The organism is Pedobacter sp. Bi27, assembly GCF_918698255.1.
In the GTDB taxonomy this organism is placed as follows: Bacteria; Bacteroidota; Bacteroidia; order Sphingobacteriales; family Sphingobacteriaceae; genus Pedobacter.
On sequence record NZ_CAKKMW010000006.1, the window covers coordinates 310,086 to 325,399 of the forward strand.

At 38.4% G+C, this 15,314-nt stretch carries 14 protein-coding genes; 7 read left to right on the forward strand and 7 right to left on the reverse strand.

The genetic code is table 11. The annotated features are described in order from the left end of the window. Positions 1-98 precede the first annotated feature (98 nt). From fbaA to LQ227_RS20445, 4 genes are all read left to right on the forward strand, one after another. On the forward strand, positions 99-1,178 hold the full coding sequence (fbaA, locus tag LQ227_RS20430) for a class II fructose-bisphosphate aldolase (protein ID WP_029276269.1): 1,080 nt from the start codon (positions 99-101) through the stop codon (positions 1,176-1,178). Between the two features lie 140 nt (positions 1,179-1,318). Further along, positions 1,319-1,825 carry a low affinity iron permease family protein gene (locus tag LQ227_RS20435; RefSeq protein WP_215131748.1) on the forward strand — a complete coding sequence of 169 codons (507 nt, stop codon included), beginning with the start codon at positions 1,319-1,321 and terminating at the stop codon, positions 1,823-1,825. After that, on the forward strand, positions 1,800-2,222 hold the full coding sequence (locus LQ227_RS20440; RefSeq protein ID WP_116252822.1) for a GNAT family N-acetyltransferase: 423 nt from the start codon (positions 1,800-1,802) through the stop codon (positions 2,220-2,222). Before LQ227_RS20435 ends, LQ227_RS20440 begins: the two co-directional genes overlap by 26 nt. Before the next feature lie 177 nt (positions 2,223-2,399). Further along, positions 2,400-2,693, forward strand: a complete 294-nt coding sequence (locus LQ227_RS20445; RefSeq protein WP_230145136.1) for a GIY-YIG nuclease family protein — start codon at positions 2,400-2,402, stop codon at positions 2,691-2,693. Between the two features lie 161 nt (positions 2,694-2,854). Here the strand turns inward: LQ227_RS20445 and LQ227_RS20450 are convergent, their stop codons facing one another. From LQ227_RS20450 to LQ227_RS20475, 6 genes are all read right to left on the reverse strand, one after another. Then, positions 2,855-3,715, reverse strand: a complete 861-nt coding sequence (locus tag LQ227_RS20450) for a hydroxymethylglutaryl-CoA lyase (RefSeq protein ID WP_230145137.1) — start codon at positions 3,713-3,715, stop codon at positions 2,855-2,857. 133 nt (positions 3,716-3,848) lie between these two features. Continuing rightward, complete coding sequence (locus LQ227_RS20455; protein WP_230145138.1) at positions 3,849-5,183, reverse strand: NAD(P)/FAD-dependent oxidoreductase; 1,335 nt, start codon at positions 5,181-5,183, stop codon at positions 3,849-3,851. Positions 5,184-5,542: 359 nt separating this feature from the next. Continuing rightward, positions 5,543-8,524 (reverse strand): protein translocase subunit SecDF, encoded by a 2,982-nt coding sequence (secDF, locus tag LQ227_RS20460; protein ID WP_230145139.1) that lies wholly within the window; start codon positions 8,522-8,524, stop codon positions 5,543-5,545. A 475-nt stretch (positions 8,525-8,999) separates the two neighbouring features. Beyond that, the gene (locus LQ227_RS20465; protein ID WP_230145140.1) at positions 9,000-9,509 is read right to left on the reverse strand and encodes a dihydrofolate reductase; all 510 of its coding nucleotides are present in this window, start codon (positions 9,507-9,509) and stop codon (positions 9,000-9,002) included. A 74-nt stretch (positions 9,510-9,583) separates the two neighbouring features. Continuing rightward, entirely contained in the window at positions 9,584-9,955 is a 372-nt protein-coding gene (locus LQ227_RS20470; protein ID WP_230145141.1) for a four helix bundle protein, read from the reverse strand. Positions 9,956-10,082: 127 nt separating this feature from the next. Then, entirely contained in the window at positions 10,083-10,877 is a 795-nt protein-coding gene (locus LQ227_RS20475; RefSeq protein ID WP_190326103.1) for a thymidylate synthase, read from the reverse strand. Positions 10,878-11,353: 476 nt separating this feature from the next. Between LQ227_RS20475 and ispE the strand changes: the two genes are divergently transcribed. The 3 genes from ispE (at position 11,354) to LQ227_RS20490 (ending at position 13,962) form a co-directional block, all read left to right on the forward strand. Then, positions 11,354-12,157, forward strand: a complete 804-nt coding sequence (gene ispE, locus LQ227_RS20480) for a 4-(cytidine 5'-diphospho)-2-C-methyl-D-erythritol kinase (RefSeq protein ID WP_230145142.1) — start codon at positions 11,354-11,356, stop codon at positions 12,155-12,157. A gap of 79 nt (positions 12,158-12,236) precedes the next feature. After that, a complete protein-coding gene (locus LQ227_RS20485; protein ID WP_230145143.1) occupies positions 12,237-12,662 on the forward strand; it encodes an OsmC family protein in 426 nt (141 codons plus the stop codon). Positions 12,663-12,795: 133 nt separating this feature from the next. Beyond that, positions 12,796-13,962: a PLP-dependent aspartate aminotransferase family protein gene (locus LQ227_RS20490; RefSeq protein WP_230145144.1), complete on the forward strand. Its 1,167-nt coding sequence runs from the start codon at positions 12,796-12,798 to the stop codon at positions 13,960-13,962. Between the two features lie 183 nt (positions 13,963-14,145). On the opposite strand, the gene LQ227_RS20495 is transcribed toward LQ227_RS20490, so the two are convergent. After that, positions 14,146-15,285, reverse strand: coding sequence for a hypothetical protein (locus tag LQ227_RS20495; protein WP_230145145.1), 1,140 nt, complete (start codon positions 15,283-15,285; stop codon positions 14,146-14,148). Positions 15,286-15,314 lie beyond the last annotated feature (29 nt).

The window sequence follows — 15,314 nt, forward strand, 5'->3', positions numbered from 1 at the left end:
TAGGCCTTATTTTGCTGTTAGGCAAATAATTCTGTTGTTAGAAAAGCTTGGAATGTTATTTTTTTTTATAACTTCGGACTTAATAAAATTAACAAGAAATGAGTTTAAAAGGCTACAAAGGCGTAATTTACGGAGATGCCGTTCAAGAATTGTTTGAGCAGGCTAAAAAACATCAGTTTGCTTTACCAGCAGTTAACGTAACCGGTACAAATACGGTTAATGCGGTATTGGAAACTGCTAAGGCAGTAAATTCGCCTGTTATGATTCAACTATCTAATGGAGGTGCACAGTTTTATGCAGGCAAATCTTTAGATAATGAGAAATTGCAAGCATGTATTTTAGGTGCTGTATCGGCAGCTAAACATGTACATTTATTGGCAGAGCATTATGGTGTTGCCGTGGTTTTACATACCGACCACGCCGCTAAAAAATTATTGCCTTGGATTGATGGACTTTTAGACCACGGTGAAAAATTCTTCGCTGAAACTGGAAAACCTTTGTTTTCATCACACATGTTGGATTTATCGGAAGAGTCGATTGAAGAAAACATGGAAATTTCTGCTAAATACTTAGCACGCATGGCTAAAATGAACATGACTATCGAAATCGAACTTGGTGTTACAGGTGGTGAAGAAGATGGTGTTGATAATAGCGATGTAGATAGCTCTAAATTATATACTCAACCAAGCGAAGTGGCTTATGCTTACGAAGAATTAAGTAAAGTTTCTCCTCGTTTTACAGTTGCTGCTGCTTTTGGTAACGTACATGGTGTTTATAAACCAGGTAACGTAAAATTGCAACCGGTAATTTTGAAAAATTCTCAGGATTTTATCAAAGAAAAATTCAGCTTAACAGCAGAGAAACCGATCAACTTCGTATTCCACGGTGGTTCTGGTTCTACTCAGGAAGAAATCAGAGAAGCAATTTCTTATGGTGCAATTAAAATGAATATCGATACTGATATGCAATGGGCATTTTGGGAAGGTATTTTAGAATATTACAAAAAGAATGAAGCTTATCTTCAAGGTCAGATTGGTAATCCTGATGGCGATGATAAACCAAATAAAAAATATTACGATCCACGTGTTTGGTTACGTAAAGGTGAAGAAACTTTTGTGAAACGTTTAACAACTGCTTTCGAAGATCTGAACTGTATCAACGTTAACGATAAGCTATAATTTTTGATTATTTTTTAAGATTGAAAGTCTATTCAATCATTCAAAAAATCAATCATTCAATAATTACAAAAGCGCCATGGGTTTAAAAACTTATGGCGCTTTTGTTTGTTTTATGGTTATATTTAAGCAAACAAATTGTAATGGCAAAATCTAAAAATGATACCAAGAGAAATAATTTTTTCGAGAAATTTGCCAACGCGGCAACCAAATTTACGGGTAGCTCTGCTGCATTTATATCGGCAACGGCAATCGTAGTGATTTGGGCGGTTACAGGCCCACTTTTCGATTATTCTGAAACCTGGCAGTTGGTGATTAACACAGGTACAACGATTATTACCTTTTTGATGGTTTTTTTGATTCAGAAAGCACAGAATAAAGATGGCAAGGCCATTCAGTTAAAATTAAATGAATTAATTGCTGCGCAGCAGGGTGCAAGCAACCGGATGGTTGATATAGAAGATTTGAGCGAAAAAGAACTGGATCAGTTACATAAATTTTACGTTACGATTGCCACACTTGCCAAAAAAGAGGCCGATATTCATTGTTCGCATTCAATTGATGTTGCTGAGGCATTAAATGAATCGAAATTAAAATCGAATAAACACTTTAAACACCACGATAATGAGTCTGCACGTTCAAAAAGTTAATCATCCCGAAGATTTAGATAAAGTATTTGCGATCCGTAAGATTGTATTTGTAGACGAACAGAATTGCCCGCCAGAATTGGAGTGGGAGCATGAAGATGAATCTGTACATTTTCTGGCAACAAATAATGGCCAGCCTTGCGGTGCCTGCAGGTGGCGTAAAACAGATAATGGATATAAGCTGGAACGTTTCGCAGTTTTAAAAGATTTTAGAGGGCAGGGTGTAGGTCGTGCGCTAATTGCCGAGGCTTTATCTGATCTGCCAGAAGATGCGCATTATATTTACCTAAACTCGCAGTTAGATGCCATGAGTTTATATGCTAAATTTGGTTTTGTAGCAGAGGGAGAGCAATTTGAGGAGGCTGGGATACAGCATTTTAAAATGGTGAAGAAGGTTTAGGAATAGTTAGCCAGGAGGCACAGAAAGCATAGCGCATTCAACGAAAAATCGTCATTGCGAGGCACGAAGCAATCTTAAAGCGATCGCTGGATTGATTATTTACCCCCCCCATAGTAGTAGGATTGCTTCGTACCTCGCAATGACGACCTAACAATTACCAATACCAACTAAAATATAATGGAAAAAGGAGGATGCGTTTACATCATGGCGAATTCTTTTAATACTGTTTTTTATACTGGAGTAACTTCAGACTTACAGGGTAGGGTTTGGCAACATAAAAACAACGAATTTCCAAAAAGCTTTACTTCAAGGTATAAATGCTATAAACTGGTTTACTACTCATTCTTTCCAAATATCGAAGAAGCCATTGATGAAGAAAAGAGAATTAAAGGAGGAAACCGCCAACAGAAAATAGATTTGATTGAATCTATGAATCCAAATTGGAAAGACTTATATGACGAGTTGGGTTGATCAATACCTTGCTTCGAAGTACTGTGCAGGTCCGTCATTGCGAGGTACGAAGCAACCTTAAAGCGATCGCTAGGCATGAGCTAAATTTGTTTATTCCCACCTATAGTAGTAGGATTGCTTCGTGCCTCGCAATGACGACTCTAGGCGGTGACCAAGCTAATCTACCCAAATATCTTTCCTGATAAAGCCATTGCCTCATTCCATTTATTCATATTAAGGTTGATATTTTCTCCCTTGGCATTCAAAAATGCAATTACATCTTCAGTAGCAATGTTGCCTGTGAGGTCATCAGCAGCCATTGGGCAGCCTCCAAAACCTTTTAAGGCAGAATCTATACGTTTTACACCCGAACGATAAGCAGCTTCTATTTTTTCAAACCGTTCGGCAGGGGTTGAATGCAGATGGATGCCGATTTCGGTATTTTTAAACTTCGAAATCAGTTTTGGCAATATGCTTTCTATCTTCTCTGGCGTAGAAACACCAACCGTATCAGCTAATGATAAAATCGCTACACCTTTACCCACCAGTACATCAGCCCATTTTTCTACAATTTCATAATTCCATTCGTCGCCATAAGGATTCCCAAAACCCATCGACAAGTACACAACCGCTTTCTTATTGTTTTTAGCACAAAGTGAAAGCATTTCTTCCACCGTGTTTAATGATTGCAATATGCTTGAATTGGTATTACGCTGTTGGAACGTTTCTGAGATCGAAAAAGGGAAACCAAGGTAATCGACTACTTCATGCTTTACAGCGTTCTCTACGCCTTTTAAATTGGCTACAATAGCCAAGAGCTTAGTTGCCGTGTTGCTCAAACCCAATTGTGCTAAAACTTCGGCTGTATCGGCCATTTGTGGAATGGCTTTAGGCGAAACAAAACTTCCAAAATCAAGTGTATCAAAACCTACCTGAAGTAAAAGATTCAAATATTCTGCCTTAAGTTCAGTTGGAACAAAATCGTGTAGTCCTTGCATGGCATCGCGTGGACATTCTACTAATTTGAAGTCGTTTTGGCTCATATTTTTGGTTTACCCGCAAAATGCGCAAAGTTTTTCGCAAAGAAAAGAAGAAAAAGGAAACAATTTTTATCATCAAAAGTTACCTTAAAGACTAAAGACTAAAGACTAAAGACTAAAGACTAAAGACTAAAGACTAAGATACTTTAACTTGTTCCTTTACTGATGGTACCTCGTCTCTATAATCAACGCTTCGGTCTTTTGCAAAGGTTCTGATAATCAAACGGGTTCCTCTGTCATAACTGAAATAACTCCAAACCCAATTTACGAAAACAATAATCTTGTTTCTGAAGCCTACCAAAGTCATTAAGTGCACAAACATCCAGGTAAACCATGCAAAAACGCCTTGAAAACGGATTTTTCCAATATCTACAACGGCTTTGTTTCTACCCACTGTAGCCATTGAGCCTTTATCGAAGTATTTAAATTTCTCTAAAGGTTTATTTTCTTTGATGTTCACCAGGTTTTTGGCCAGTTGGTGTCCTTGCTGTATGGCGGCTGGAGCAACTCCGGGGTGACCATTCGGTGTTTCTTCATCAATAATAGCGGCCACATCACCAATGGCATATACATTTTGATAACCCACCACTAAATTCTGCGTATCAGTTTTCAATCGGCCGCCACGAACAATTTCTGCGTTGTCTAAACCACCTAAAACTTCGCCCTTAACACCAGCACTCCAAATTACGGTAGAACTTAAAATTGGTGCTTTATCCTGTAAGGTAAGGGTATGTCCGTCGTAACTCATTACCCTGGTTTCGTTCATGATCTGAACGCCCATATCGGTAAGGAAATCTTTGGCTTTTTTCTGTGCCTGTGGCGACATCACACCTAATAATTCAGGCGAATTTTCGATCAGATAAATGTTTACCCTGCTCAGATCCATCTCTGGATAATCGTTCGGAATCACATGTTTTTTAAGCTCTGCTATGGCTCCAGAGGTTTCAACACCTGTTGGGCCTCCGCCAACCACTACAAAGTTTAATAGGGCACTCTTTTTATCTAAATCTTTTTCGATCAGCGATTTTTCGAAATTCTGTAAAATCAAACTTCTCAAATCCAATGCTTCCGGGATGGATTTCATCGGCATTGAATTAGCCTCGATTTCCTTATTGCCAAAAAAGTTACTGGTAGAACCTGTGGCGATAACCAAATAATCGTAATTGATTTTACCAATGTCGGTTTGTAGACAATTTTCAGCCGCATTAACTTCGGTAACCTTGGTTACGCGAAAAATCAGGTTTTTTTGTCCTTTAAAAATCTTTCTTAATGGGAAAGCGATCGAATCGGCTTCTAAACCTCCTGTAGCCACCTGATAAAGTAAGGGTTGAAAAGTATGGTAGTTATGTTTATCGAGCATAACCACCTGAAAGGGTTTGTTTTTTAAACGTTTAGCTAACTCAATTCCTCCAAATCCACCGCCAACTATAACTACTCTAGGGTATTCGCTTTTAGGAAGTTGTAAATCCATTTTCGTATCGTTTATCTATTGCTAATGTAACAAAAAGATAGCCAAAAGGTTTGATAAATGAGGTTTTGGCAGTTATTCTTGTTTAATAATAAAGATATAACGCTGGCATGACGAAGCGGGGTTTTGTAAGTTTCTTAGCACTGTTTTAAATTAATTAAACCTGATGGTAGTGAACATGGAGCGCAGCGAAATAAAACGAACAGCAGGACTATCGGAACCGAAACGCTACAGATACTGCTTTCCAAAACAAAAAATATAGGAAACCACTTTGTGTTCTTTGTGTCTTCGTGGTAAAAAAGCTGCATAAAAAAAGCGCCCCGATAAATCGGAACGCTTATATATTTTAAGATCTTAATCTCTTATTTTTTCTCGGCTGAGCTACCCAAATCGATTACGATAGGAGTAGAGATACATAATGATGAATATGTACCAATGATACGGCCGATTAACAAGGCGAAGATGAATCCGCGGATGCTGTCGCCACCGAAAATAAAGATAACCAATAACACGAAGAATACGGTTAATGAGGTTAAGATGGTACGACTTAATGTACTGTTCAACGCGAAGTTGATTAAGTTGTTACGCTCTTCACCGTGTAAATCTTCTTTACCAGATTCTTTTAATTTCTCACGGATACGGTCGAATACAACAACTGTCTCCGTCATGGTGTAACCCATTACCGTTAAAATTGCTGCGATGAAATCCTGACCGATTTCTAATGAGAATGGCATAATACCATCTAAAATGGTGTAGAAAGATAATACCATTAACACATCATGGAACAATGCGATTACCGCACCTAAACCATACTGCCATTTTTTGAATCGTACTACGATATAGATAAACATGAATAAACATGAGATCAATACTGCGTAGAAAGCACCGTTTACGATATCACTTGCAATGATAGGCGTTACTTTTTGTGAGCTTACAATTTCGTATTTAGAACCTGATAAACCTTTGTTTAAAGCATCTTCTACAACTTTATCAGTTTTAATGTCCTGATCTTCGATGTGGAAAGTAGTAGTGATTTTTACCTGGCTATCTTCACCTGCAGTTTTAACCTCAGGCGTTTCGTTACCGAAAACCGGGTTTAATTTAGCTTTTAAATCTTCAGTATTAACTGCTTTATCGAAGTGAACTAAATAAGTTCTACCACCTTTAAAATCTACACCTAAATTTAAACCACCATTTTTGAAGTACATACCAATACCAGCAATAATAATGATGGTAGAGATTACGTAGTAAATTTTACGACGGCCAACGAAGTTGAAACTGATGTTTTTAAATGCGTTACGGGTAATGCTGTTATCGAAACTTACATCAATTTTGCGGTTTAATAACGATTCGAAAACTACTCTCGAAATGGCTACAGCTGCAAATAATGAAGAAAGGATACCGATACATAATGTAGTTGCGAAACCTTGAACCGGACCGCTACCAAAAACGTAAAGGATAGCACCTAAAATAAATAAGGTAACGTTTGAGTCGATAATTGAAGGCATTGCATGTTTAAAACCTTCTTTAATCGCAGTGGCCGTGTTTTTACCATGTGCAAGCTCTTCACGTACACGCTCAAAAATAAGGATGTTTGCATCTACCGATAAACCAATGGTTAATACGATACCAGCAATACCAGGTAATGTTAATACTGCACCAAGTGATACCAAGATACCAATGATGAAGAATAAGTTGATTAACAATGCAAAGTTAGCAACCCAACCTGCACGGTGATAATACAACGCCATGAAGATTAAGATTACGATAAAGGCAATTACGAATGAGATTAAACCATCGTGAATAGCCTGTGCACCTAAAGTTGGACCAACTACATAGCTACCTGCAATACGTGCAGGAGCAGGTAATTTACCAGCTTTTAGGATGTTGGATAAATCTTTAGTATCGGCTTGTGTAAAGTTACCGGTGATTGATGAAACACCACCAGCAATTTCGTTCTGTACGGTAGGCGCAGAATATACCTGGTTATCTAATACAATTGCAATAGATTTTTTGTTGTTTGGATCAGCAGCGGCTTCGGCAGTAATTTTTTTCCACTTAGCAGAACCTTCGCTGGTCATGTACATGGTTACTTCTGGTTTACCTTTTTGATCAAAATCTGCGCGTGAATCGCTGATTGCCTCACCACCTAAATCTGGTTTGCCATCAGCACTAACCACTTTAATAGCATATAGTTCGAAAATTTTCGAACCTTCTCTAGGTTTAACACTCCACATAAATTTCATCGTAGATGGAATAGATGCAGCAACTTCTGGAAGTTTTAAATATGAGTTAACCTTTGCAGTATCTTTTTGTAACGACATACCAACAACTGCACCTGGCATTAATTGTTGTTGTCCGTTTTCGCCTTGGTAAATAGGAAGGTTAAGAACAGCATACAATGGGTTAGATTTAAGCAATTCAGCTTTAACCGCAGTTGAATCCTTTTTACCTAAGCCAGCAAGCTTACCACCTTTAGCCGTAGTATCTTTAGCAGCAGCTTTTTCTAAACCGGCAAGTTTACCACCAGCAGCGGGAGCAGCAGTTGTATCTTTAGTTGCAGGCGCATCAGCTTTTAATGTTGCAGCTAAAATTTTATTAATGTTTTCTAACAATGGCGCAACTTCTTGCACCTGATATACTTGCCAGAACTGTAATTCTGCAGAACCTTGTAAAAGTTTAGCAATACGCTCTTTATCTTGTACACCTGGCATTTCGATTAAGATACGGTTGCTACCTTCTTGTTTTTGCATGTTCGGACTAACTACACCGAAACCATCAATACGTGAACGTAAAACTGTAAATGAACGATCGATCGCACTAGTAGCTTCTTTTTCCAAGAAAGATTCAACATCGCCATTGCTTGCGCTAGGTTTTAATTGAGATGCGTTATCCTGGTTAGAAAAATAATCTGCAAGTTTTACTCCAGGGCTTAATTTTTCGAATTCATCAACAAAAATTTTGATGTAATCTTTACCACCGGCATTTAACTGGATCTGTGCGTTCTGAACTGCTTTGTTAAAGTTAGCATCAGTAGGGTTGCCTGCTAATGATTTTACCAACTCTGCTAACGATATCTCCATCGTTACGTTCATTCCGCCTTTTAAGTCTAAACCCAAATTAATCTCTTTCGCTTTTACCTCTTGATAAGTAAATCCAACTACTGGATAAACTTTCACGGTACTCATCGAATCTAAGTAAGCCTTTTCTTTGGCCAAATCACCCTTCGCAGCGTTTTTTGCGTCTTTTTCCACCTTGGATGCTACCAAAGTAAAAGAAAGTGCGTACGCACAAACGATAGCCAATACTATCGCTATAAACTTAATAAAACCTTTTCCTTGCATTGTTTGTTTAAAATAATTTGTCTTTCGCTGTTTTTTAACAAGTCGGCAAATCTAATTAAATTTTTAAATTATAGAACCCCTTAATTGATAATTTATTAACATTAATTTTTATTGGGCAATAATCCTTCGAGATTCATCAGGCAGAATTCATTTCGGAGGACTAAATTTAGAATGAAATTGATTTTGAAAGCAATTGTAGCAGCTTTTGGACTTGATCTCATCCCACTAATGTATTAATCTTTTTTCTGCTGTCATGCTGAGGTACGAAGCATCTTCAAGTGGGTTTTAGACGCAAGACGCATAATAGATCTTTTTATTGAAAAGCAATAACTGTGGTTCTTCGGCTCCGATAGTCCCGTTGTCCGTTTTATCCCGATGAAGAATCGGGATGCCCACTCCCATCGGGTTTAGCTAGCAGGGGTAGAAGCGGAATAGCTTATCAGATAAACTTTGCGTTCTTGGCGGTTAATTTGAGTTAAATTTTTTCTAAAACCTCAAAAGTATAATCGTATTTGTTCTTCTCATCGGCTTTATGGGTTTCACTGCTGATTACTTTCCATTCATTCCGGTCAATTTCAGGGAAAAAAGTATCTGCATCAAAATTGTGATGAATGGTGGTTAAATAAAGCGTGGTGGTTTTGGGCAAGGCTTGTCTGTAAATCTCAGCACCACCAACAATAAATACCGGTTTTTCTTCTGTTTTGGTAATTGCTAAAGCTTCATCTAAACTATTTACCACTTCAACACCATCGATTTGTAAACTGGAATCCCTGGTGATCACAATATTCCTGCGGTTAGGCAGCGGTCTACCTACAGAATCGAAAGTTTTACGGCCCATTACAACTGTGTGCCCCGAAGTGGTTTGTTTAAAGAATTTTAAATCGGCTGGCATGTGCCATAAAAGCTGGTTGTTTTTGCCTATTGCAAAATTTTCGCCTACAGCTACGGCAATTGAAAGCGAAGGGCTTTCTAGTTCATTAGTCATTAGTCATTTGTTTATTAGTTTCTGCAAGTGCATTAAGCATAATTTCTAAGTATGATCCCAGCATCGTCAACAAGTTAAAACTTGTTTAAATTTTTCCCAATATATTTTATGTACGCATTCAGCTTTAAATGGATTGTTTGCAATTCGGTATAAAGTTCTGAATAACAATTTTCAGAGATCAAATTTCTGTTTTTTGATTTCTGAAGAAATGATTTTACTTCTAGAATCGAACCGCGGCTATAATAACAAAAGTTTTTGTTTTCTTTGAAATGATACCTCCCATATCCTTCAGCAATATTTGCACTAATGGAATCGGCTGCTCTGCATAATTGCTTCCCAATAGTATCTTTAGCGAAATATTCCCATTCCATAACAATATCCCAGATTTTATCTGAAATTACCTCTGACAAGTTATACACTTCTAAGTCCTCTAATTTATAATTCATGATTTCTCTTGATTAAGTAAATTAAAGGGATGATTTTTTTTTAAATAGGGCATTCAATTCTGCACCCAAACAAATGAACTAATGGCTAATGAACGAATGACTAATTAACCAATGACCAGTGAACCAATTATACCGCCACTATCCCTTTTATATGCGGGTGCGCTTCATAATTCTCCAGGGTAAAGTCCTCAAATTTGAAATCGAAGATGCTTTTTACATCAGGATTGATTTTCATGGTTGGCAATGCTTTAGGCTCGCGGCTTAATTGTAGGTTGGCCTGTTCGATATGGTTATTGTATAAATGTGCATCGCCAAGGGTATGGATAAAATCTCCGGCTTCCAAACCGCATACCTGTGCCACCATCATGGTTAATAAAGCGTAAGACGCAATATTAAAAGGAACGCCCAGGAAAATATCGGCACTGCGCTGATATAACTGGCAGCTTAATTTGCCATCGGCCACATAGAATTGAAAAAAGGCATGACAAGGAGGCAAAGCCATATTTTCGATTTCAGCAACGTTCCATGCAGAAACAATAATCCTGCGCGAATCGGGATTGTTCTTTATCGTATTGATGATATTGGTGATCTGATCGATGTGCTGCCCATCTGGTGTTGGCCAGCTTCTCCACTGTGAACCATAAACTGGGCCTAGATTGCCGTTTTCATCAGCCCATTCGTCCCAGATACGTACACCATTATCTTTTAAGTATTTAATATTGGTATCGCCGGTTAAAAACCAGATTAACTCATGTATAATAGATTTTAAGTGCAGTTTCTTTGTGGTCACCATCGGGAAACCTTCCTGAAGGTTAAAGCGCATCTGGTAACCAAAAACGCTTATTGTTCCGGTACCGGTACGGTCGTGCTTTTGAGCGCCATGATCAAGCACATGTTGCATTAAATCTAAATATTGTTTCATACTGTTCTGATAATTTACAAATATCTAAAATTTATCAGGTGTTGAGAATCATTTTTATACACACTGTTCACTTACTAACATTGTAATGATAATTGTTTTTTGGAAATGAATGTGCTGTGCCAATGGCAGCCACCTGTCCTGATTTTCGTTTCAAGTCCTCGCTGCGTGGGCTTTCCACTACAATCAGGTTTGTAGTTTACGGTTTCTTCATCAACCCCGATAGCAGTAGCAACTGACCCCTTAGCCCCAGTGCAGTGTTACCCTGATGCGAGGAGGTTATGACGAAGCGAAGCGTAAAAGCGTAACACGGGAACAAAGTATCCCATGATTACTGTTATTGCGCTCCAAAAAGACTAAGACATAAAATGCAAAGAAACCCAAGCCAGTAAAAACACTTTTGTATGTTTGCAATATGAGACGGCTGCTGGTTTCGGCACCATGGACTCATGACTTAAGACTCACGACTCACGACTATCATGCTATCTTTTCCCAACGCAAAAATAAATCTAGGCTTAAATATCACCGAAAAACGTGCTGATGGTTACCACAACCTCGAAACCGTTTTTTATCCGATCAATATTAAGGATTCAGTCGAAATTACCGATGCCGAGGTAACTTCGTGCAAAATCCATGGGATTGATATTCCTGGCGACCCGAACGATAACCTGTGTTTTAAAGCTTATCAATTGGTAAAGAAAGATTTTGATATTCCGGCGCAACAGATCAATTTATTGAAAAACATTCCAGTTGGTGCAGGTTTGGGTGGGGGATCGGCAGATTGTGCTTTCCTGATCAAATTATTAAACGATAAATTCATGTTGGGGATGTCGGTTGATAAGATGGAAAATTATGCCCGCCAACTAGGGGCAGACTGTGCTTTTTTTATCGAGAATAAACCTGTTTATGCATTTAATAGAGGTGATGAATTTGAAAAGTGTGATGTAGATTTGTCAGCCTGGTTTAAAGTTTTGGTAAAACCGCCTGTACATGTAAGTACGGCCGATGCTTATGCACATGTAAAACCGCAAAAACCTTTGCAATCGTTAAAAGAAATTATACATTTGCATCCAACAACATGGAAAAATAAGGTTATCAACGATTTCGAACCATCGGTATTCGTAAAGTATCCCCAAATTCGTCAAATAAAAACCAGTTTATACGATGCAGGCGCAACATTCGCTTTAATGAGTGGTAGTGGTTCGTCGGTTTTTGCACTTTTTAACCATCCGGTTAAGTTGCCAGAACTGGAAAAAAATAACTTAGTTTATTATAATATTTAAATAGAGCTTAAAGGTTAAAGCAGAAAGACTAAAGCAAATGCGTCTTGATTCTTGATACTAAATACTCGATACTAACAAAATGAACATAAATCTAATCCGCAAGAGCGGTAAATTTAATTTTGAAGCAGAAAACGAGAGCGGTTTTACTGTAGAGTTGGATGCAAAAGCTGCCATTGGTGGCGAAGGAAAAGGTTTCAGGCCGATGGAGATGTTACTAATTGGATTGGGTGGCTGTAGTGGCATTGATATGGTAAATGTATTAACCAAGCAGAAGGAGCCACTTGATGATATTAAAATCGCTATAAACGCGACCAGAAAAGAGGAAGAAATGCCGCCGATTTTTGATGTAATCGATATTCACTTCGATTTATTCGGCGATTTAAGCGTTCAAAAAGTTGAGCGTGCATTAGCCATGACTTTCGATAAATATTGCTCTGTATCGAATATTTTAGGCCGCTCTGCAACGATTAATTTTACTTATAAAATAAACAAAAGAGAAGTATAAAGTACCAAGTAGCAAGTATCGAGAAGCACATCTTAAAATTTATGATGACGACTTTATTCTCACACCACGTCTTGATACTTGATACTCAAATCCTGATACCCATCTCTTGATACTCAAATCTTGATACTTAAAAATGAAATCCGAAAATTTTGAAACCATAGCTATACGCACTCAAACCGAACGCAGTTTACACAAAGAGCATTCGTCGCCAATTTACCTTACTTCGAGTTATAAGTTTGAAGATGCGGAAGAAATGCGTGCTTTGTTTGCTAACGAAAAGGAAGGGAATGTATATAGCCGTTATTCAAATCCAAATACATCAGAGTTTATCGAAAAAATGTGCCTCTTAGAAGGTGCCGAAGATGGTTTTGCCACTGCAACTGGAATGGCTGCGATTTTTACCACATTTGGTGCATTTTTAAAAAATGGCGACCACTTGGTTTCGAGCAGATCGGTTTTTGGTTCTACACATCAATTATTAACCAATGTTTTTTCTAACTGGGGCGTAACTTTCGATTATGCCGATCTGGATAAACCACAGGATTGGGAAGCTTTGATTAAACCCAATACCAAAATGATTTTTGTAGAAACGCCATCTAATCCTGGCATCGATATTATCGATCTGGAATTTTTGGGCGATCTGGCTAAAAAACACAATGTATTATTAGTTGTTGATAATTGCTTTGCTACGCCATATCTGCAACAACCTATTAAATATGGTGCGCACATTTCGATCCACTCGGCTACCAAATATATTGATGGACAAGGAAGAGTATTAGGTGGCGTTATTTTAGGGACCAAAGATTTAATTGCAGATGTGATTGCTTTTGCCCGTCACAGTGGGCCGGCGTTATCGCCTTTTAACGCATGGATTTTATCTAAAAGTTTAGAAACTTTGGCCATCCGTATGGACCGCCATTGCGAAAACGCTTTAAAAGTTGCAAAATATTTAGAAAAACACCCGAAAATTAAACTGGTAAAGTATCCGTTTTTACCCTCGCACCCGCAGTACGATATTGCCAAAAAGCAAATGAAACAGGGTGGGGGCATTGTAACCATTGTGGTTGAAGGCGGTATCGATGCTGCACGTAAGTTTATGGACGGTCTGCAAATGTTTTCTATCTCAGCAAATCTGGCCGATACCCGTTCCATTGCAACGCACCCTGCTACCAGTACCCACAGCAAACTTACCGAAGAACAACGTAATGAAGTTGGTATTGAGCAAGGTTCAATCCGCCTATCAATTGGTTTGGAGCATATCAATGATATTTTAGCTGATATTGAACAAGCATTAGCTTAATGCATGATATCGTCATTTCGACCGTAGTGTTCCAAAGGAACTCCTTCGGAGGAGAGATCTTTGTACTATGATAAAAGATTTCTCTCCCGAATGTTCGGGACTACGCTTCAGTCGAAATGACGAATTTTCTCAACGGATAGAATTTATAGATATGATACAGCCTCTTGTATTTGAATAAGGTTGCTATTCGTATTTTGAAAAATCTACAGCAAATATACAACGGTTAACCTGACTGCCGTTTTGAGCTCCGGCATTGGGTTCAAATTCAGTTAAGCTCCATAAATACCCGTATTGTGCTTCAAGATATAAAGATTCAGCACCGTATGGCCACCTGTAACGGACCGTATTGGTATCGCCATCTGTATATCTTGCTAAGCGGGCGGTTGATCCGTACGATTCGCTAGGCGATCCGGTGCAAGAAAGCCAGGTCCTGTTTCCTTTTCTAAAAACACCTTGTATGCCATGCGCATGATCTGAAGTAAACAGACTGTTTTTTGGAATCACTGTCTGTATGCCCGAATTCTGCAATTCTCCTGATGTGTTTATCGGGAATCCAAATATTTTGGGAACAATCGATGCATCTGCACTTCCGGCATAATATTGTCCTGTCCATAATTGATTGTTTTCGTAATTTACCTGTACGGTTGAAAAAGGACTTGCATCGTTAATTTTATAATAACCTATTTGTGGAAGGATGTATCTGTAATTAAAAGCGTAAAGATTTCCACTGGCATCTTTGCCACACTTATCATCAGTACCAGTTCCTGTAGTTACTTCAATAATTTTGTCTAAATCAAATACCCTTAATCCTAAACTTGTACTGCTTAAATAAACTTTACCATTAAAGTAAGCTACACCACCGGCATGTACGTTTAAGGGCGCATAAGTGCCATATTGTGTATAATCAAGTGTGCCGGTTGGAAGGGTAGGTTGTACCAATAATATATGTCGGTAAGTTAAATAAGTGCTCGAACTTGGGCTGATGTCGATGAGGGTTATTCTCGATCCTTTGCTCTCGGCAGCATCTTTGGCGTACCAGCTTACCAATAAGTAACGTACACCATTTCTGGAGAAACCGGCAATTCCCTGTGGCCGCCATATGGATGTAGTTTCATCATCTTCATTCCATCTTATACCCCTTACCCGGTTTTCTTCTGGGACATTAAAGCCATATACCTCGGTGTAAGCACTGCCGCCAATAGCCTGGCGGTTTTTATCAATTTGTGTTGGATTTAAAAATGAAAAACCAGTATTGATGTAGGCTGATGTGTTTGAATAGGCATTTACGCTTGCGGCAGCGCTGGCTAAGGTAGTGTTAGCCATTAGCATATTTTTCTTTTGGTTTGTTGTGC